At 64.1% G+C, this 16970-nt stretch carries 20 protein-coding genes; 6 read left to right on the top strand and 14 right to left on the bottom strand.

The genetic code is table 11. The features are described from left to right. Positions 1-215 precede the first annotated feature (215 nt). Complete coding sequence (locus AC1DN9_RS09325) at positions 216-1103, bottom strand: RibD family protein (RefSeq protein ID WP_478099366.1); 888 nt, start codon at positions 1101-1103, stop codon at positions 216-218. A 113-nt stretch (positions 1104-1216) separates the two neighbouring features. Here AC1DN9_RS09325 and AC1DN9_RS09320 point away from each other — a divergent pair, with 113 nt between their 5' ends. Further along, positions 1217-2440 (top strand): NAD(P)/FAD-dependent oxidoreductase, encoded by a 1224-nt coding sequence (locus AC1DN9_RS09320; protein ID WP_478099364.1) that lies wholly within the window; start codon positions 1217-1219, stop codon positions 2438-2440. On the opposite strand, the gene AC1DN9_RS09315 is transcribed toward AC1DN9_RS09320, so the two are convergent. Together AC1DN9_RS09315 and AC1DN9_RS09310 are read right to left on the bottom strand one after the other, a co-directional pair. Continuing rightward, on the bottom strand, positions 2437-2661 hold the full coding sequence (locus AC1DN9_RS09315; protein WP_478099362.1) for a hypothetical protein: 225 nt from the start codon (positions 2659-2661) through the stop codon (positions 2437-2439). The genes AC1DN9_RS09320 and AC1DN9_RS09315 overlap by 4 nt on opposite strands. Before the next feature lie 47 nt (positions 2662-2708). Then, positions 2709-4166: a DHA2 family efflux MFS transporter permease subunit gene (locus tag AC1DN9_RS09310; RefSeq protein ID WP_478099361.1), complete on the bottom strand. Its 1458-nt coding sequence runs from the start codon at positions 4164-4166 to the stop codon at positions 2709-2711. Between the two features lie 115 nt (positions 4167-4281). Here AC1DN9_RS09310 and AC1DN9_RS09305 point away from each other — a divergent pair, with 115 nt between their 5' ends. After that, positions 4282-4470 (top strand): hypothetical protein, encoded by a 189-nt coding sequence (locus AC1DN9_RS09305; protein ID WP_478099359.1) that lies wholly within the window; start codon positions 4282-4284, stop codon positions 4468-4470. Positions 4471-4477: 7 nt separating this feature from the next. Here the strand turns inward: AC1DN9_RS09305 and AC1DN9_RS09300 are convergent, their stop codons facing one another. Continuing rightward, positions 4478-4882 (bottom strand): methylglyoxal synthase, encoded by a 405-nt coding sequence (locus tag AC1DN9_RS09300; protein WP_478099358.1) that lies wholly within the window; start codon positions 4880-4882, stop codon positions 4478-4480. A 209-nt stretch (positions 4883-5091) separates the two neighbouring features. Between AC1DN9_RS09300 and AC1DN9_RS09295 the strand changes: the two genes are divergently transcribed. Then, entirely contained in the window at positions 5092-5625 is a 534-nt protein-coding gene (locus AC1DN9_RS09295; protein WP_478099356.1) for a GAF domain-containing protein, read from the top strand. Between the two features lie 27 nt (positions 5626-5652). Here the strand turns inward: AC1DN9_RS09295 and AC1DN9_RS09290 are convergent, their stop codons facing one another. Genes AC1DN9_RS09290 through cyoA form a run of 7 tightly spaced genes read right to left on the bottom strand, consistent with a single transcriptional unit; the run spans position 5653 to position 12387 of the window. Next, positions 5653-6189 carry a response regulator transcription factor gene (locus AC1DN9_RS09290; protein ID WP_478099355.1) on the bottom strand — a complete coding sequence of 179 codons (537 nt, stop codon included), beginning with the start codon at positions 6187-6189 and terminating at the stop codon, positions 5653-5655. Then, complete coding sequence (locus AC1DN9_RS09285; RefSeq protein WP_478099353.1) at positions 6179-7546, bottom strand: ATP-binding protein; 1368 nt, start codon at positions 7544-7546, stop codon at positions 6179-6181. The genes AC1DN9_RS09290 and AC1DN9_RS09285 overlap by 11 nt, the downstream gene beginning before the upstream one ends. Continuing rightward, positions 7530-8303 (bottom strand): SURF1 family protein, encoded by a 774-nt coding sequence (locus tag AC1DN9_RS09280; RefSeq protein ID WP_478099351.1) that lies wholly within the window; start codon positions 8301-8303, stop codon positions 7530-7532. The genes AC1DN9_RS09285 and AC1DN9_RS09280 overlap by 17 nt, the downstream gene beginning before the upstream one ends. Then, entirely contained in the window at positions 8300-8686 is a 387-nt protein-coding gene (cyoD, locus tag AC1DN9_RS09275; protein ID WP_478099349.1) for a cytochrome o ubiquinol oxidase subunit IV, read from the bottom strand. The genes AC1DN9_RS09280 and cyoD overlap by 4 nt, the downstream gene beginning before the upstream one ends. After that, positions 8683-9324 (bottom strand): cytochrome o ubiquinol oxidase subunit III, encoded by a 642-nt coding sequence (gene cyoC / locus AC1DN9_RS09270; RefSeq protein WP_478099348.1) that lies wholly within the window; start codon positions 9322-9324, stop codon positions 8683-8685. The genes cyoD and cyoC overlap by 4 nt, the downstream gene beginning before the upstream one ends. Beyond that, a complete protein-coding gene (gene cyoB / locus AC1DN9_RS09265) occupies positions 9317-11320 on the bottom strand; it encodes a cytochrome o ubiquinol oxidase subunit I (RefSeq protein WP_478099346.1) in 2004 nt (667 codons plus the stop codon). The genes cyoC and cyoB overlap by 8 nt, the downstream gene beginning before the upstream one ends. A 2-nt stretch (positions 11321-11322) precedes the next feature. Then, positions 11323-12387 carry a ubiquinol oxidase subunit II gene (gene cyoA / locus AC1DN9_RS09260; protein ID WP_478099344.1) on the bottom strand — a complete coding sequence of 355 codons (1065 nt, stop codon included), beginning with the start codon at positions 12385-12387 and terminating at the stop codon, positions 11323-11325. A 146-nt stretch (positions 12388-12533) separates the two neighbouring features. Here cyoA and AC1DN9_RS09255 point away from each other — a divergent pair, with 146 nt between their 5' ends. Further along, positions 12534-13868 carry an MFS transporter gene (locus AC1DN9_RS09255; protein ID WP_478099342.1) on the top strand — a complete coding sequence of 445 codons (1335 nt, stop codon included), beginning with the start codon at positions 12534-12536 and terminating at the stop codon, positions 13866-13868. On the opposite strand, the gene AC1DN9_RS09250 is transcribed toward AC1DN9_RS09255, so the two are convergent. Further along, positions 13869-14423 carry a DedA family protein gene (locus AC1DN9_RS09250; RefSeq protein WP_478099340.1) on the bottom strand — a complete coding sequence of 185 codons (555 nt, stop codon included), beginning with the start codon at positions 14421-14423 and terminating at the stop codon, positions 13869-13871. 112 nt (positions 14424-14535) lie between these two features. Between AC1DN9_RS09250 and AC1DN9_RS09245 the strand changes: the two genes are divergently transcribed. Both AC1DN9_RS09245 and AC1DN9_RS09240 read left to right on the top strand, forming a co-directional pair. Then, complete coding sequence (locus AC1DN9_RS09245) at positions 14536-15588, top strand: FUSC family protein (RefSeq protein ID WP_478099338.1); 1053 nt, start codon at positions 14536-14538, stop codon at positions 15586-15588. A gap of 240 nt (positions 15589-15828) precedes the next feature. Further along, positions 15829-16149: a hypothetical protein gene (locus AC1DN9_RS09240; protein ID WP_478099336.1), complete on the top strand. Its 321-nt coding sequence runs from the start codon at positions 15829-15831 to the stop codon at positions 16147-16149. Here the strand turns inward: AC1DN9_RS09240 and AC1DN9_RS09235 are convergent. Further along, the gene (locus tag AC1DN9_RS09235; RefSeq protein WP_478099334.1) at positions 16143-16547 is read right to left on the bottom strand and encodes a hypothetical protein; all 405 of its coding nucleotides are present in this window, start codon (positions 16545-16547) and stop codon (positions 16143-16145) included. The two genes, AC1DN9_RS09240 and AC1DN9_RS09235, sit on opposite strands and share 7 nt — an antisense overlap. Before the next feature lie 61 nt (positions 16548-16608). Next, complete coding sequence (mnhG, locus tag AC1DN9_RS09230) at positions 16609-16968, bottom strand: monovalent cation/H(+) antiporter subunit G (RefSeq protein ID WP_478099332.1); 360 nt, start codon at positions 16966-16968, stop codon at positions 16609-16611. Positions 16969-16970 lie beyond the last annotated feature (2 nt).

Below are 16970 nucleotides of genomic sequence, written 5' to 3'. Positions count from 1 at the left end.
ATTCAAAAGTCATGCATCCGCAGCGTCAAACCTATTGAATTGCATTGAGAGCCGCGCAGCTCGGTAATCAATGCGCGCTATCGTGAGCGTCTGCGGAATGGGAAATTCCGCAGACGCATCTCGACAAGCGAATTGAATTGTTCCCACGCTTGGCCAATTGTTCCTCTCTGGAACTTGGGGAAATCAAATTCAAATGTCTTGAATCGAAGCGGGCTCTATGTCGGAGCAGCCCGCAAATCCAGATCCCAAAGCACATCCTCACCCATGCGAAATACCCGACCCGGTGGTCGCGGGCAATCGCGCATCACGGCGTTGGGCGGAAGCCTGAGTCCGGGCCGACCGGTACCAATCAGGACGGGCGCAACGCTCAGATGAAGCCGGTCCATGCACCCCTGCGCAATGAAGCGAGAGACCGTGACGCCGCCCCCTTCGACGAACAACGTTTGAAGTCCTCGCATCGCGAGCGCACGCAGCAGCGCGCTCAGGTTCAGCGCGCCCGAGGCATCCGCGAGGTCGTCCACACCGAGCACATGGTCGGCGCCCACGCGTCTCTTGGCCTCGTCGGCGCGGCGGGCATCGCAAGCAAGCAGGGTAGGTGCCTGGTCGTCCGTGAGGGCCCGCAGCGCGGGCGAAAGGCGCAATGTCGGATCAAGCAGGACGCGCACCGGGTGCTCGCCGGCCACGAGGCGCGTCGTGAGTTGCGGGTTGTCGATGGCTGCCGTGCCGGCACCGACGATGACAGCGTCGCACAGGGCACGAAGCCTGTGAAGATGCGTCAGCACTTCCGGTCCGTTCACGCAGTGGGAGTCCCCGTTGTGCGTGGCGACGTATCCGTCGAGGCTTTGGCCCAACTGGCCGATCACCCAGGGCGCGCCTTCGCGTGGCTGGTCGAGTATCGGCTTCAGCAACTCGAACAATTCGATTGCATCGTCGTGCCACATGCCGCGCAAGGTAAAGCCTCTCGATGCATCCCAAGCCAGCGGCGCGCCGACGTCCCAGTGCTTTGTGTGACCACGACGATGCGCCACGATGTCGACGCACAAAGGCCAGAGCGCATCGACGCCTGGGACGGAGGAAGGGATGGGCACGATGCGCGGGTTCATGCCCCGGTCCGAGCGATGTCGATGCGTTTCATCAGGTGGCTTGGTGGCGAGGCTAAAGTGTCGAGTTTGATCCGATCATTGTGCGGATCGCCGACAGCAACAGAAAATCATCCATGAATTCGAACATTGTCATCATCGGCGGTGGTCACGCGGCTGCGCAGCTTTGTGCCGGCCTGGTGGAAGCAGGGCAGGGTGCGCGGGTGCATCTGGTCTGCGAGGAGGCCGCAATCCCCTATCACCGCCCACCGCTTTCGAAGACCTTCCTGAAGAGCCCGGAAGAAATACCACAACTGCATCGCGCCGAAGCCTGGTACACGGAATCGGGCATCACGCTCCATCTCGGCGATGCCGCACTGGCCATCGATCGCGCGGCGCGCACGGCTACGCTGCGTTCGGGCGCGGTGCTCGGCTGGGAGCGCCTGGTGCTCGCCACCGGCTCGCGGGCGCGTCGACTGTCGGCGTTGGAAGGGCTCGACAACGTCGCCCTCCTGCGAGCCGCCGACGATGCCGTCCAACTGCGTGCCAAGCTCTCGGCAGCGCAACACGTCACGGTGCTCGGCGGGGGATTCATCGGGCTCGAAGTTGCCGCAACCGCGCTGGCGCTCGGCAAGCAGGTGGTCGTGCTCGAAAGCGCTCCACGCCTGCTGAGTCGTGCGGTGTCGCCCGAGCTTTCCGCCCATGTCATGGCGACGCATCGCGCCGCCGGCATGGATGTGCGTGTGGGCGTACGGACGGGCCAGCCCCTTATCGACGGCAAGCGCCTGACGGCGATCGAAGTCGATGGAAAGCCGCAGCCGATCGACCTGTTGCTGCTCGGCATCGGCGCGGTGCCGGAGATGGCGTTGGCGCAGGCGGCGGGGCTGGAATGCGCCGATGGCATCGTGGTCGATGCCTACATGCAGACCAACGATGAATCCGTGCTGGCCGTGGGCGACTGCACGCGCTTTCCGGACCGGCGCTCGGGTGCCGCACTCCGGCTCGAGTCCGTGCAGAACGCGAACGATCAGGCACGCACCGCGGTCGYCACGCTCACGGGTGCCGCGCGGCCGCATGACGCAGTGCCGTGGTTCTGGTCCGACCAAGGCAGCCTTCGGCTTCAAATGGCGGGACTGGTTCCGGCGGAGGGCCTGGCGGGTGCAACAACATTCCGGCGCCCTGGCGCCAATCCCGCTTCGTTTTCGCTGCTGCACTATGTGGACGCGCAACTGCGCTGTGTCGAGTCGGTGAATGCACCGGTCGACCACATGATGAGTCGCAAGCTGCTCGAAGCGGGGCGCAGTCCGGACCCGGCGGCGGCAACTGACCCGGCAGTGCCTTTCAAGACGCTCCTGGCCTAGCCCGAAACGCTGCCGCGTTCCGAGGACGCCGCCACGTTCTTGCGAATCTCGGCGTCCATCATTCGCGTGCCGGCCGCAAGCGCGGCCTCGTAGGTGTCCGCGCCGTACTCGGCAGATCGCAAGACCTTCCGAGGTGCGCCGCCGGCGTCGGTTTCGAGCAGCGTCCAGATATAAGACCCAGGCGCAGGCTCGTCGATGACGAGTTTGATTGGATTCTTCATGCCCTTGATGGTGGGCGCGGCCGGTCGGATTTTCTGTAGGTCAAAGCCTACGTTTCTTCCGCGAAAGCGCCGGCCTGGGCGTGCGCACCACGAAGGAGCACTGCGCCCAGCAAGGCGGCGAGTGCGGCAAAAAAGGCGCCGGCAAGGAAGGCTGCGTGGTAGCCGCCGGTGAGTGCCGCTGGCGTGTCGAGGCCGAGGGCGAGCAGGCCTTCCGTCCGCGCAGCGGCGACGCTGGCGAGCACGGCCAGCCCGAGCGCACCGCCCATCATGAAGGCTGTATTGACGACACCCGACGCGAGGCCGGATTCGCTCGGCGACACATCGCCCATGGCCACGAGCAGCAGCGGGTTGAGCGCCATGCCGGCGCCGAGTCCAAGCAGCGTCATGCCGGGCAGGACGTCGACCGTGAAGCTTCCGTTGACCGGCGCGCGCGCGAACAAGGCCAGCCCGACTGCGGCCAGCAGCAGCCCGAAGGCAAGCGGACGCCGGTTGCCGAATCGCATCACCAGCTTGGCCGACAGGCCGAGCGAGAAAGCCGCCATGATCAGATTGGCCGGAAGAAAGGCGAGGCCCACCAGCATCGGGCTGCTGCCCAGCACCAATTGCAAGTACAGCGCGGAGATGAAGAACCAGGCAAACATCGCGGCCGCCCAGAGCACCCCGATCACGTTGGCAATCGATACGTTGCGCAGGCGGAAAAGGCGCAGCGGCATCAGCGGGTGCTGCACCCGCGACTCGATCGCGAGGAAGATCGCCAGCAGCGCCGCCGCGATGCCCAGCAGGACGAGTGTTTGCGCCGAGGTCCAGCCGGCCTCGTTCCCGTTCACGATCGCATAGACGGCCAGCATCAACGAGGCCGTGATCGTGACAGCGCCGCCGATGTCGAGCCGTTCACCGGCTGCGTGCCCGGGCATATCGGGCAAGAGCATGAGGCACAGCGCATAGACCGCCACGCCGATCGGCAGGTTGACCAGGAAGATCAAGTGCCAACTCAACGCGCCCGTCAGCAGGCCGCCCAGCAGTACGCCGATGCTGCCGCCGCCGGCGCACACGAAGCCGTACACGCCCATCGCCTTCGCGCGCTCCGCGGGTTCGGTGAAGAGATTCATGATCAGCGAGAGCGCCACCGCCGAAACCACCGCACCCCCGAGGCCTTGCACGGCCCGCGCCGCCACTAGCAGGGCTTGCGAATTGGACAGGCCGCATGCCAGCGAGGCAATGGTGAACAGCGTGATGCCGAGCAGGAACAAGCGCCGGTGCCCGAACAGATCGCCAAGCCGGCCGCCAAGCAGCAGGAATCCGCCGAAGCTGAGCATGTAGGCGTTCACCACCCAGACCAGCGAGGTTTCCGAAAAGCCGAGGTCCTGGCGGATCGACGGCAGCGCGACATTCACGATCGTGGTGTCGAGCACGATCATGAGAACGCCGAGGCAAAGAACGAGCAGCGCGAGCCAGCGTTTGCGGTTGTCCAAGGAGGCGGTGCTCTCTGGGTTTGTGTACAGCATCCACAAACCTTAGCAGAGGGCTTGGACGAGGTCCAATCCGACAGTCGGCCGAACGTGCCGGAATGGACGACAAGCGGTTGTAAATGATCAGGTAACTGTAGTTAAAATGTACTACATGAATACCGACCGCGATAACTTCCACGACTGGCATCGAGACAAGCCGGACACGACGTCGTTTTCGGGCCTTCATCGCAATGAAATGCCCGGGTACAACCAACCGGGCGTGCGATGGAGTCGGTTGTTTTTCCTCGTCGTTCTCGGTATTGCGCTGGTCGTCGGTATCAAATATCTGGCGAAGCTCTGAGCGCCCTTCAGCCCGTCGCGCTTCCTTGCAATTGACGCAGCAGCAGGCGTGCGCTGGCCACGTTCGTGGCGCAGGGCACGTCGTGAACATCGCATGCGCGGACGAGGGCGTTGATATCCGGCTCATGCGGCTGAGCGGTCATCGGATCGCGCAGGAAGATCACGATGTCGATCTCGCCGGTCGCGAGACGCGCACCGATCTGCAGGTCACCGCCTTGCGGGCCGCTCAGCAGTCGCTCGACCGTGAGGCCCACCTCCGAGCCCAGCCGCGTGCCCGTGGTGCCGGTGGCGCACAGCTGGCAGTCGCGCAGCAGCGTTTCGAACTCGCGCGCCAAGGCCATCATCGCGGTCTTCTTGCCGTCGTGCGCGATGAGTGCGACGCGGCGCGGCTTAGGTATGGAGCGCTCGGTCATGGTGTTCCTCCTGATGCGCGCCGCTGAAGTGCGGCGAACCCGCAGTATCCGCTGCAATGCCCGTTTCGCAGGCAATGCAGTGCCAACCCGCATGGCGTCAGGCTTCGTGCATGGGCCTCCACGCACTACACACAAAGTTATCCACAGAAGTCCGGCACAAGTGGCGTCGAGTCGCTGACGTAGGATCGCTGGTGTAAAGGGAAATATTGATGAGCACGACACCCCAACGCGACGAGGACGATCTGCAAAGGTGGGCGGGGGAAATTGCCGCGATCACCGCGGAAGACAATGTCCACGGCAGCTTCACCGAGAGGTGCATTGGGAGTCTCTTGCGCGTGGTTCGCGAGCAGCTCAATCTCGAGGTCGTCTTCGTCGGCCAGTTCGTGGACGGCGACCGCGTGTTCCGCCACATCTCTTCAAGGACCGTGGACGCAATCATCCGGCCCGGTGATTCCCATCCGCGTGCCGAAAGCATCTGCCAGCGCATCGTCGACGGGCGAATGCCCTGCCTGGTGCCCGACGTCACGAGCGTGCGGGTCGCGAACGGCCTGCCCGACTACTACCACGGCATGGGGGCGCACATCGGCGTGCCGGTACGCTTCTCGGATGGCACCCTGTATGGGGTCCTGTGCGGCTTCAGCTTCGAGCCTCGCGCCGAACTCGGGGAGCGCGACGTGAAACGCCTGGAGATGGCGGCCAAGGCCACCGCGAGGCTGCTGGCGCAGGCTGAAGGTCTCGAATAGCGGCGCCTCCGCCCTACGCCCTACGCCCTATTTGACGCGCTGCTTGCCAAGCTTGCGTGCCAGCGTCCGTCGGTGCATGCCCAGCCGGCGCGCAGTTTCGGAAATATTGAAGCCCGTTTCGGCAAGCGTCTCGTGGATGCGCTCCCATTCCAGAGTCTTGATCGACGTGGAACGGTTGGTCAGTTCGACTTCCGCGTTGCCCTCGGCGCGACCGAAGGCGGCTTCGATGTCGTCGGTGTTGGACGGCTTGGCCAGGTAGTGGCAGGCGCCGAGCTTGATCGCCTCGACCGCGGTGGCAATGCTGGCAAAGCCCGTCAGCACCACGATCAACATCGAGGGATCGTGCCCGTTCAGCGTCTGCACGCAGGCGAGGCCCGAGGCATCGCCGTTGAGCTTCAGATCGACGACCGCATAGCCAGGAGAGTGCTCGCGCAGGAGTTCCGCCACCTGATCGAGGTTTGCGGCGTGCATGACCGAATAACCCCGGCGTTCGAACGAGCGGCCGAGCGTCCGCGCAAAGGCGGCGTCGTCCTCCACGATCAACAGCAGGCGATCAGCTTCCATCTCCATCGTCATCTTCGTTCTCTTCGTCCTCGTCAAGGGTGATGGCCGCCAGCGGCAGCGTCAGTGTCACGACTGCGCCGCCTTCGGGCCGGTTCCTGGCCGTGACGCTGCCGCCAAGCGTGCGAGCCACGTTGACCACGAGAAACAGGCCCAGGCCGCCGCCGGGCCGACCCTTGCTCGACTGGTAGGGCTTGCCGAACTGCGCCAGCATCCCGGGTGGGAAGCCGGGGCCGACATCCGTGACTGTCAGCGTCAGCGCGTCGCCGTCGTGCGCGGCGGTGAGGCCGACCCAGTGCGGCGATGCCTCGAGGGCATTGTCCAGCACGTTGCAGATCATCTGCTTGAGCGCCGAATCCGAAACCATGGGGAGGTCGTGGCCGAACCGGTTTTCGTAAGCGAAGGATGTGGCGGCTCGCGTGGTCCGCCATTCCTCGACCAAGTCATCGAGGAAGGTGCTGACGGTTGTTTCCTCCGAGTTCTCCCCGCGCGCCTCGCCGGCCGACAACAGGACGCCCGTCAGGATCGTCTTGCAGCGCTGGACCTGGGCCTGCATCTCGCTGACTTCGTCGAGCAGTTCGGGGTCCGAGGTGAAATGCGGCAGTCGTCGCCAATCGCCGAGGATCACCGCCAGCGTGGCGAGCGGTGTGCCCAGCTCGTGCGCAGCGCCGGAAGCCAGCAAGCCCATGCGCACGATGTGTTCCTCCTCGGCGGCGCGTTGGCGCAGGTCCGCCAGACGTGCATCGCGGCCACGCAGGTTGCGACTGATCCGCGTGATGAACACCACCAGCAGCGCCGCAATGAGCGCAAAGCAGACCAGTACGCCCAGGACGTACGGACTGAACAGGCCCTGGCCGTATGCCCGCGGGAGCGCGAGTGGCTCGGAGAACAGCGCCAGTCCACCGAAGCAGGCCGTCGTGATGCCGACCATCGTCCAGGTGGACCACGATTCGAGCAGCACGGCACCGAGAATGACCTGCAGCAGATAGAGGAAGACGAAGGGATTCGTCGCGCCCCCGCTGAGATAGAGCTGGGCGGTCAACATGGCCACGTCGACCAGCAGTGCGACGAAAAGCTCCGTATTGGTCACGTCCCTGTGAATGCGCCAGCGCAGTTGGCTGGCAGCGTTGAAGGCCGCCAGGCAGGCCAGCACCGCCAGCATCTGGTCGAGCGGCAGGTGGATTCCGAATCCGAAATGCACGACGATGATCGTCGCCACCTGCCCGACCACGGCGATCCAGCGCAGCTGGATCAGCTGCTGCATGTTCTTGAGTCCGGTCGCGTCGCCCGTGCGCCTGCCGGGAAGCGAGTCGGATGGCGGACGCGGAGCGACCGCGGTGGCTTCAGTCATGCCCGGCATCTTCGCTCGTTTCGCCGATGCGCTTTCGCCGCAGTCGAAGCTCGTCACGTCCGACGTACCACGCGGCGCCGGCGATCATCAGGGCGAGGGCGAACCAGGTGATCGCATAGGTCAGATGGTTGTTCTGGAACGCGATCACCGTCAGGCCGCCGACCGGCTGGGCAGAACGCGACGGGGCCGCCCCGGCATCCACGAAGTAGGGCGCCACGCGGTCCAGGCCGCGGGCCGTTGCGATCGCCTGGACATCGCGCGAATACCAGCGGTTCGCGGCAGGGTCGTTGCGGCGCATGAAGCTGCCGCCGGGCTCGGTCATGCGCATGAGGCCGGTGACGGTGGTCTCGCCGGTCGGTTCGTCCGCGCTGCGGGTGGCGCGGTCGCGGCGCTCCGGCGGAATGAAGCCGCGATTGACCAGCAGCGCGCTGCCATCCGCCATGCGCAGCGGCGTCAGCACCCAATAGCCGCTCCCGAGTGCCGTCGTCGCCTGCACCAGCGTTTCGTGACCGTGGAGAAACGTGCCGGAGGCGCTGACGCGCCGGTACTCGTCGGCGGCCGCATTCACCTGCGGCCATTGATCGGGCCCGGGTGCGGCGGAAGGCGTTGCATGGACACGCTGGTCGACCCGCTCGATGAGATCGAGCTTCCACGCCCTTCGCTCGACCTGCCAGATGCCGAGCGCGGCAAAACCCGCGAACATCAGCGCCGCGCAGAGCGCGAGCGCAATCAAGACGGGCGCGGAACGCCGACCGCGCTCGGTCAAGGCATCGTGTGCATGTCCATCATGCCGGGCATCATGTTGTGGTTGAGGTGGTACATCACCCACAACGAGCCGCTCAGCGTGATCACGACCAGCACGACAGTGAAGATCAACGCCAGCATCGTCCACCCATTTTCGGACTTCGCATTCATGTGCAGGAAGTACACCATGTGCACCACCATCTGCACCGCGGCGAACCCGAGAATCACCATGGCCGTCACGCTGGACTTCTCGAACACATTGCCCATGACCAGCCAGAACGGAATCGCGGTCAGGATCACCGACAGCACGAAGCCCGTCATGTAGCCCTTGAAGGTCGCGTGCGGCGCGCCGTCGTCGTGGCCGTGATGATCGTCATGGGCGGAGGTTTCGTCATGCGCGCTCATGGCAGCACTCCCATCAGGTACACGAAGGTGAAGACGCCGATCCAGACGACGTCCAGAAAGTGCCAGAACATCGACAGGCACATCAGGCGGCGACGGTTCGCCGCGATGAAGCCGTGCTTGCCCACCTGCGCCATCAACGTGATGAGCCAGACAATGCCGAAGGTTACGTGCAGCCCGTGCGTGCCCACCAGTGCGAAGAACGACGAAAGGAAGGCGCTGCGCTGCGGACCGTTGCCTTCGTGGATCAGGTGCGCGAACTCGAAGAGCTCGATGCCGATGAAGCCCGCGCCGAGCAGGCCGGTCACGACCAGCCAGATCATGGTGGCCTTCACGCGGCTGCGCTGCATTTCGATCATCGCGAAGCCATAGGTGATCGACGATACCAGCAGCAAGGAGGTATTGAGTGCGATCAGCGGCAAATCGAACAGGTCCGCGCCCGATGGGCCCGCCGCAAAGCTGCGGCCAAGGACGCCGTAGATCGCGAACAGACACGCGAACACCAGGCAGTCGCTCATCAGGTAGAGCCAGAAGCCGAGCATCGTCCCGTTTTCGGGATGATGCTCGGTGGGCACGTAGAAGCGCGAACTCGGACTGGCGCTCGCGGCGCCGCCAGGGGAGAGGGCAGTAACGTCAGACATGGGCAGCCAGGAGGCGGGTGCGATCGCCTTCGGTGCGGACGACATCGTCCACCGGGACGTGATAGTCGCGCTTGTAGTTGAAGGTATGGATGATCACGGCAGCGAGCATCGAGAAGAAGCCGATGCCGGCCAGCAGCCACATCTGCCAGATCAGGGCGAAGCCGCAGACCGCAGCGAGGGCGGCGATGATGAAGCCGGCGCCGGTGTTCTTCGGCATGTGGATGGGGATGAATCCTCCGAGCGGCCGAGTGAAGCCGTGCTTCTTCATGTCGGCCCAGGCGTCGTTGTCATGAACGTGCGGCGTGAACGCGAAGTTGTAGGCAGGCGGCGGCGACGAGGTCGACCATTCGAGCGTGCGGCCATCCCACGGGTCGCCCGTGACGTCGCGCAATTGATCGCGGCGGAGGTAGCTCACCACGAACTGGATGAGCATCGACAGGATGCCCAGCGCGATCAACACGGCGCCGAAGGCCGCGATCTGAAACCAGATCTGCAGCGACGGATCCTCGAAGTGGTTCAGGCGGCGGGTGACGCCCATCAGCCCCAGCACATAGAGCGGCATGAAGGCGAAATAGAAACCGGTGACCCAGAACCAGAACGAGCACTTGCCCCAGAACGGATCGAGCTTGTAGCCGAAAGCCTTCGGGAACCAGTAGGTAATGCCGGCAAACATGCCGAAGACCACGCCGCCGATGATCACGTTGTGGAAGTGCGCGATCAGAAACAGGCTGTTGTGCAGCACGAAGTCCGCCGGCGGCACCGCGAGCAACACGCCCGTCATGCCACCGATGACGAAGGTGATCATGAAGGCGATGGTCCACATCATGGGCAGCTCGAAGCGGATGCGACCCTTGTACATCGTGAACAGCCAGTTGAAGATCTTCGCGCCCGTCGGGATCGAGATGATCATCGTCGTGATGCCGAAGAACGAATTGACGCTGGCGCCTGACCCCATCGTGAAGAAGTGGTGCAGCCAGACGAGGTACGACAGGATCGTGATCACCAGCGTCGCATAGACCATCGACGCATAGCCGAAGAGGCGCTTGCCGCAGAAGGTGGAAACGATCTCGGAGAAGATGCCGAAGGCCGGAAGGATCAGGATGTAAACCTCGGGGTGGCCCCAGATCCAGATCAGGTTCACGTACATCATGGCGTTGCCGCCGAGATCGTTGGTGAAGAAGTTCGTGCCGACGTAGCGGTCCAGCGAGAGCAGGGCGAGCACGGCCGTCAGCACCGGGAAGGCAGCGACGATCAGGATGTTGGTGCACAGCGCGGTCCAGGTGAACACCGGCATCTTCATGAGCGTCATGCCCGGCGCGCGCATCTTCACGATGGTCGCGATCAGGTTGACCCCGGACAGCAAGGTGCCGACCCCCGCAATCTGCAAGGACCATATGTAGTAGTCGACCCCCACGTCCGGACTGAACTGCAGCCCGGACAGCGGCGGATAGGCCAGCCAGCCGGTGCGCGCGAACTCGCCTACGAAGAGCGAGGCCATCACCAGCCCGGCACCGAAGGTGGTCATCCAGAAACTGAAGTTGTTCAGGAACGGGAAGGCCACGTCGCGCGCGCCGATCTGCAGCGGCACGATGTAGTTCATCATGCCCGTGACCAGCGGCATCGCCACGAAGAAGATCATGATCACGCCGTGCGCCGTGAAGATCTGGTCGTAGTGATGCGGCGGCAGGAAACCGGCCTCGTTGCCGAAAGCGAACGCCTGCTGGGCGCGCATCATGATCGCATCGGCAAAGCCGCGCAGCAGCATCACCAGTCCGAGGATGATGTACATGACGCCGATCTTCTTGTGGTCGATGCTGGTGATCCAGTCGCGCCACAGCGTGCCCCAGAGACGGAAGTAGGTGATTGCGCCGAGGACCACCAGTCCGCCGAGCGCAACGGCGATGAAGGTCGCCAGGAGAATCGGCTCGTGATAGGGGATCGCTTCCCAGGTGAGGCGGCCGAAAATGAGCCTCGTCAAATCTAGATGTTCAGGCATCGTTACTCTTGGACGCGAAAGTTGGTACGCGGGACCGACATGCCGGCCGGATCGGCGGGGGTGCACATCGCCGTGACGTAGGTGCGGATCGGGGAATTCTTCTCGTCGGGCTGCCAGGGACGTGAGGTGACGTTGTACGTACCCGTCACGCCGCCCACGCCGCCGCTTGCGTCGATCGCCATCATTTGGCTCATGCACATCTTGTTGCGGTCCACGCAGCGGTTGAGGATCGCCTGGTAGAGGTCGCTGTCCACCGTGCCGAAATGGCGAACCGGATCGCGCTCGCTGGGGCGCTCCAGTTCAACATACGCCGCACGGGTCAGCGCGCCGGTGCTGGACTTCGCCTTCTGAAGCCATTGGTCGAAGTCCGCTTCGTTCAGACCGTGAAACTTGAAGCGCATGCCCGAAAAGCCGGCACCGCTGTAGTTGGCGGAGAAACCTTCGAACTCGCCCGGCTGGTTGATGACCGCGTTGAGCTTGGTCTCCATGGACGGCATCGCGTAGATCTGGCCTGCCAGTGCCGGGATGTAGAACGAGTTCATGACCGAGGAGGCCGTGATCTTGAAGACGATCGGCCGGTCGACCGGCGCCGCCAGTTCGTTCACGGTGGCGATGCCTTGCTCGGGGTAGATGAAGAGCCACTTCCAGTCGAGTGCGACGACTTCGACGGTCAGCGGCTTGACGTTGTCGGGAACGGGGCGGCCGGATTCGATCCGCCGCAGCGGGCGGTACGGGTCCAGCGTGTGGGTGCTGATCCAGGTGATGGCGCCCAGCGCGATGATGATGAGCAGCGGGGCCGCCCAGATCGCCAGTTCGAGCTCGGTGGAGTGGTCCCACTCCGGCGAATACCTCGCTTCCTTGTTCGACTGGCGATATTTCCAGGCGAAGAAGATGGTCAATGCAATGACCGGCACGATGATGAGCAGCATCAGCACCGTGGAGACGACGATGAGCTGGCCTTGCTGTCGGGCGATGTCGCCGGACGGATTCAGAACCACCATGTTGCACCCCGCCAACATGGCGAGCGGGAGCAAGAGCAGTCCGCGAAAGTTCTTGAGGGGAGGCATGCCGGAGAATGAGCTTTTGCTTGGCAAAGAGTCCAGAATCTACTTGGTTTGGCCTGCGCCGGATATTGGACGTTTTGTCCTATGGCGGCAATCCCGATTCGGTGAGACGCTCGCAAAGTCCAGTTGACACACGAACCAAAGCAGAAATGACGATGTCAGGCATCAGTCCCTCCAGTACCGAACAAGAACTGAGCTCGACCCTCCACGGGGGCGACTCGGACCACTCACACGTCACACCTTCGGAGATCGCCGTTGGCGTGGTGATCGGCCGCGCATCGGAATATTTCGATTTCTTCGTCTACGGGATTGCCTCGGTCCTGGTCTTCCCGGCGGTGTTCTTCCCCTTCGAGAACCGCCTGGAAGGCATCCTGTTCGCCTTCACGATTTTTTCGTTCGCGTTCATCGCCCGGCCCTTTGGCACCGTCATTTCCATGACGGTCCAGCGGCGCTTCGGGCGTGAGGCCAAGCTGACCATCGCGCTGTTCCTGCTGGGTATTTCCACGGCAGGCATCGCTTTCCTGCCTGGCTACGCGAGCATGGGCTTCGCGTCGATCGTATTGCTGTCGATCTTGCGGGTCGGCCAGGGGCTTGCGCTCGGAGGTTCCTGGGATGGCCTGCCTTCACTGCTGGCGCTCAATGCACCGCCGAACCGGCGCGGCTGGTATGCGATGCTGGGCCAACTTGGCGCGCCCGTTGGGTTTTTCCTGGCCAGCGCTCTGTTCGCCTACCTCTATTCGAGCCTCTCGCTCGAGGATTTCCTCGATTGGGGATGGCGTTACACCTTTTACGTTGCTTTTGCGATCAATGTGGTCGCGTTGTTTGCACGCCTCAGATTGGTGTCGACCAATGAGTACGACCGCCTGCTCGAAGCGCGCGAACTCCAGCCGACCGATGTCGTCGAGATGATGCGGTCGCAGGGCTACAACATTGTCATCGGCGCCTTCGCGGCACTGGCCAGTTATGCGCTGTTCCACCTGATCACAGTGTTTCCGCTCTCGTGGATCACGCTCTACTCGACGCAGTCCATCACCGAATTTCTCGTGGTCCAGATGGTGGGCGCCGTGCTCGGGGCCATCGGCATCGTCGTTTCGGGCCTGATCGCCGACCGCATGGGCCGGCGCAACACGCTCGGCAGCCTCGCGGTGCTGATTGCGGTGTTCAGCGGTTTCGCGCCGACGCTGCTGGATGGTGGCCGGCTTGGGCAGGACGTCTTCATCTTGGTGGGCTTCGTGATCCTCGGCCTGTCGTACGGCCAGGCCGCCGGTGCTGTCACGGCCAATTTCGAAGCGAAATACCGCTACACCGGCGCCGCGCTGACCTCCGACCTGGCTTGGCTGATCGGTGCCGCCTTCGCGCCGCTGGTGGCGCTGGGCCTTTCGTCGCACTTCGGGCTCGGCTATGTCAGCGTGTACCTTCTTTCGGGTGCCGTCTGCACGCTGGTAGCGCTGCGCATCAACCGGGCGCTCGAAGTCCGCGAATGATCAGCGGCGGGCGCGCAACTGCTTGAAGAGCGCGACCGCCAGCGTGATCACGAGCGCCGCCAGGATGAGGTCGTGTTCGTAGGGTCGCAGATGGCCGACCCACGCGTGGATCCAGCCCGTGAGCTTCACGCCGAACAAGGCCACAACCGTCGCCCAGACGATCGCCGCGACGGCGCAGAGGCCCGCATAGGGCACGGCTGACATGCGGCCCATGCCGAGCGTGGCCGGCATTGCGATCCTCAGGCCCCACGCAAATCGCATCAGGAAAATCGTCGCAATGGGATGGCGGGTGACGAATCCGTTGACCCGTTCGATGTGAGCGCGCAACTTCGGCCGCGTTGCGAGCAGTTCCGCGCCCTTGCGTCGGCCCAGGTGGAAATAGAACTGATCGGTCAGAAAGGCGGCCGCCGCGCCGCAGGCGATCAACGGAACGAGCGACAGATAGCCCTGGTGCACGGCAAAGGCGCCGAGCATCAGGATCGTCTCGCCTTCGAAGAGGCCGGCAAAGAAGACCGCAAGATAGCCGTAGTTCTGGAGCAATTCGGACAGATGCATGGGCGAATCATGCCCGGCCATTGCCGGCAATGGCCGTTCCTGCAGGCCCGGGCTCGCCGACAATGGCGCGGATTTCCATCAACCGCCAGGCAAACGCATCCTGAAAGCCTCCATGTCCAGCTCGCGCGCGATTCAGGCGATGCGGCCGGTGCTCTCGGTCGTCATTGCGGTCATGGCGGCGCATGCGCTGGGGTTGCGTGACACCTGGTGGGCGGCGATCAGCGCGTTCGTGGTCATGCAGGACGCCTTCGCTGCATCGCTCTATCGCGGTGCACTTCGGATCCTTGGCACTTTGTTCGGCGCGGCCGCCGGGCTTGTGCTGGGGCCGCCGATGGGCGACCATCCCGTCGCTTTCGTGCTGGTGCTGTCCTGTGCCGCATGGGGCGGGCTGTTTGCATCGCTTCTTTCGAGGCACAGCTATGCGTGGGTGCTGGCCCTGGTGACCTTCGTCATGGTCATGTGCGAGGCCTTCAGCGCGCGTGCGAACCTGATGGCCTTTGCGGAGGAGCGGGTCGCCAACATCGTGGTCGGGACGTTGGCCTGCGTCTTCGTGGCAGCCCTGGCGGAGTGGCGGGTCGTGGTTGGGTGGTTGCGGCGCGATGCCGCTCCTTCCCCGTCGGCGCCGCCCATCCATTCCGTTCCTTCTTTGCCAGTCCGGGGCGACGCGGCGCTGCATGCCTTGCACGGTGCCTTGGCCGTGACGCTTCTGGCAGCAATGGTCGTCGCGCGCGATCTGCAGTCGTTTCMCCAGGCGATGGTGACGTCGATCGCCGTGCTGATCGTTCCTCTAGGTGGGCGCACAAGCGACGTGCACGTTTCCGTGATGCAGCGCATGGTTCAGCGTTTCGCCGGATGCCTGGCCGCCGGGGTGGTGGCGTTCGCCTTGCTGCCGTTCATTGAACAACGGCCGTTGTCATGCCAGTTCGTCCTGGGACTCGGCGCATGGGCAGGGGCGTATCTGCAGGGCGGACCGCCCGGCGTGAGATACATGGCGATCCAGTTCAGCGTGGCGTTTCTCATGGTGTTCGTGCAGGATCGCGGCTGGACGGTCGATGGCGCAGCCGCGCTGCTCCGGCTGGGAGGCGTCTTCGTGGGGATCGCCGCGCTTTCGTTGGTGCTTCTCGTATCCGTCGGGATCAGGAAGACAGTGCCTCGCGGCATGTAATCGTCCGGACACGCTCGCCGCGATATCCTCCCGGTCCAGGCCCGGTATCCCGCCACTGCACGGCGCGGGACTTGCTTCAAGGATTCCCATGCCCAGTTCTCCGATGAGTTCGACGCCGCGGACGCCCTCTCGGCCTGAACTCCGCTTGCCGCGCCATGACTGACGCGTCGATCGCGATCATCGAAGGTGCGCTGAGCTTCGGTCCCTTCAGGCTGGTGCGCTCGCTACGAAAACGTGCTGATGAACCGGGCACCGAGCGTGGCGGCGTCGGACCCCAAGCAACGCGACATGATGGGCACGCTCGTGATGACGCAAGTCGATGCCCGAAGCGTCGAACGTGTCGAAAGCGGCAAGGTTGGCGAGAATCTCAGAGCAGCTGGCGCCGCTGACGGCGAGGTCGAGGCGCTCTTCCTGCGCTCGCTGGACGTCGGCAGACGCCAGGGCACCTTGTCCTGGGAGCTTCGGACCGCGACCAGCCTGGCTCGCCTGGGCTGCCTCCGGCCGATGCGTCCTTTCACGCGTCTTTCGCCTGAGCGAGCGCGCCCGCGTGCGGGTCAATAGGTCGTCTCGCCCTTCGACTTGATCTCTCCGGCCTTGTTTGCTCGCGCAGCTTCGCCTTCGCGGGCCCTGCGCGCTGCCGAGCGATCGGGGCTCTGCACGCGCGGCCGGGCTTGGGGAATGGGGTCGCCTTCACCCATCTGAGGCCCCCTTGCCGCCTCGGAGCCGACAGTGCGGCGCTCGGCGCGCGCGGCTGCCCGTTGCTCGGACGAGAACCTCGACTCCGGCTCGGGGATCGGATTGCCTTCACCCGGTTGGGGCCCCCTTGCGGCCTCGGTGCCTTGCCGGGTCCGCGCGGCGCGTGCGGCCGCGCTGTTGTCGGTCCCGAATATCTGCGCATGGGCGCTCAATGTCAGCAACAGGCCGGCGGCCGATGCCGCCATCAAGGCAAGAATCTTCATTTCAATCTCCACCAGATGGTTGAGAGTATGCGGCGAGTTGATGTGAAAGGCGTTTCCAGCCTCAGGGCTCCTTCGGGTCGGCCTTTGGAACGTCGCCGCCCTTCAGTCTTTCGCGGAACAGCGCCGCGCGCATCAGGAAGATGGTCGTGACCGGCGCCGTGAGTGCCACGAACAATGCGATCAACGACGCGTGCAGGAACAGGCTGAATCCCTGCACCGAAAAATAGACGATCGTTGCCAGCGTGATGCTCCACACGCCCAAGGTTGCGCCCAGCGTCGGTGCATGGATTCGGCGGAAGAAGGTGGGCAGCCGCACCAGCCCGAAAGAGCCGATGGCCGCAAAAGCGGCGCCGGTCACGGCGAACACCGCGGTCAGGATTTCGGCCCAGAGCGGCAGGGGGCCTTCGATGAATCCGTTCATGC

It is taken from the genome of Variovorax sp. 05L425, assembly GCF_056397705.1.
Note: the sequence above shows the minus strand (reverse complement) of the source record. Positions and strands in the feature narration are given on the sequence as shown.

Excerpts from the sequence above, each read along its gene's own strand:
- AC1DN9_RS09295 (WP_478099356.1), top strand. The coding sequence starts at position 5,092 with ATGAGCACGACACCCCAACGCGACGAGGACGATCTGCAAAGGTGGGCG.
- AC1DN9_RS09235 (WP_478099334.1), bottom strand. The coding sequence starts at position 16,547 with ATGAAGATTCTTGCCTTGATGGCGGCATCGGCCGCCGGCCTGTTGCTG.
- cyoB (WP_478099346.1), bottom strand. The coding sequence starts at position 11,320 with ATGCCTGAACATCTAGATTTGACGAGGCTCATTTTCGGCCGCCTCACC.
- AC1DN9_RS09255 (WP_478099342.1), top strand. The coding sequence starts at position 12,534 with ATGACGATGTCAGGCATCAGTCCCTCCAGTACCGAACAAGAACTGAGC.
- AC1DN9_RS09310 (WP_478099361.1), bottom strand. The coding sequence starts at position 4,166 with ATGCTGTACACAAACCCAGAGAGCACCGCCTCCTTGGACAACCGCAAA.
- cyoD (WP_478099349.1), bottom strand. The coding sequence starts at position 8,686 with ATGAGCGCGCATGACGAAACCTCCGCCCATGACGATCATCACGGCCAC.
- AC1DN9_RS09285 (WP_478099353.1), bottom strand. The coding sequence starts at position 7,546 with ATGCCGGGCATGACTGAAGCCACCGCGGTCGCTCCGCGTCCGCCATCC.
- cyoC (WP_478099348.1), bottom strand. The coding sequence starts at position 9,324 with ATGTCTGACGTTACTGCCCTCTCCCCTGGCGGCGCCGCGAGCGCCAGT.
- AC1DN9_RS09325 (WP_478099366.1), bottom strand. The coding sequence starts at position 1,103 with ATGAACCCGCGCATCGTGCCCATCCCTTCCTCCGTCCCAGGCGTCGAT.
- cyoA (WP_478099344.1), bottom strand. The coding sequence starts at position 12,387 with ATGCCTCCCCTCAAGAACTTTCGCGGACTGCTCTTGCTCCCGCTCGCC.
- AC1DN9_RS09240 (WP_478099336.1), top strand. The coding sequence starts at position 15,829 with ATGAACCGGGCACCGAGCGTGGCGGCGTCGGACCCCAAGCAACGCGAC.
- AC1DN9_RS09300 (WP_478099358.1), bottom strand. The coding sequence starts at position 4,882 with ATGACCGAGCGCTCCATACCTAAGCCGCGCCGCGTCGCACTCATCGCG.
- AC1DN9_RS09250 (WP_478099340.1), bottom strand. The coding sequence starts at position 14,423 with ATGCATCTGTCCGAATTGCTCCAGAACTACGGCTATCTTGCGGTCTTC.
- AC1DN9_RS09315 (WP_478099362.1), bottom strand. The coding sequence starts at position 2,661 with ATGAAGAATCCAATCAAACTCGTCATCGACGAGCCTGCGCCTGGGTCT.
- AC1DN9_RS09290 (WP_478099355.1), bottom strand. The coding sequence starts at position 6,189 with ATGGAAGCTGATCGCCTGCTGTTGATCGTGGAGGACGACGCCGCCTTT.
- mnhG (WP_478099332.1), bottom strand. The coding sequence starts at position 16,968 with ATGAACGGATTCATCGAAGGCCCCCTGCCGCTCTGGGCCGAAATCCTG.
- AC1DN9_RS09305 (WP_478099359.1), top strand. The coding sequence starts at position 4,282 with ATGAATACCGACCGCGATAACTTCCACGACTGGCATCGAGACAAGCCG.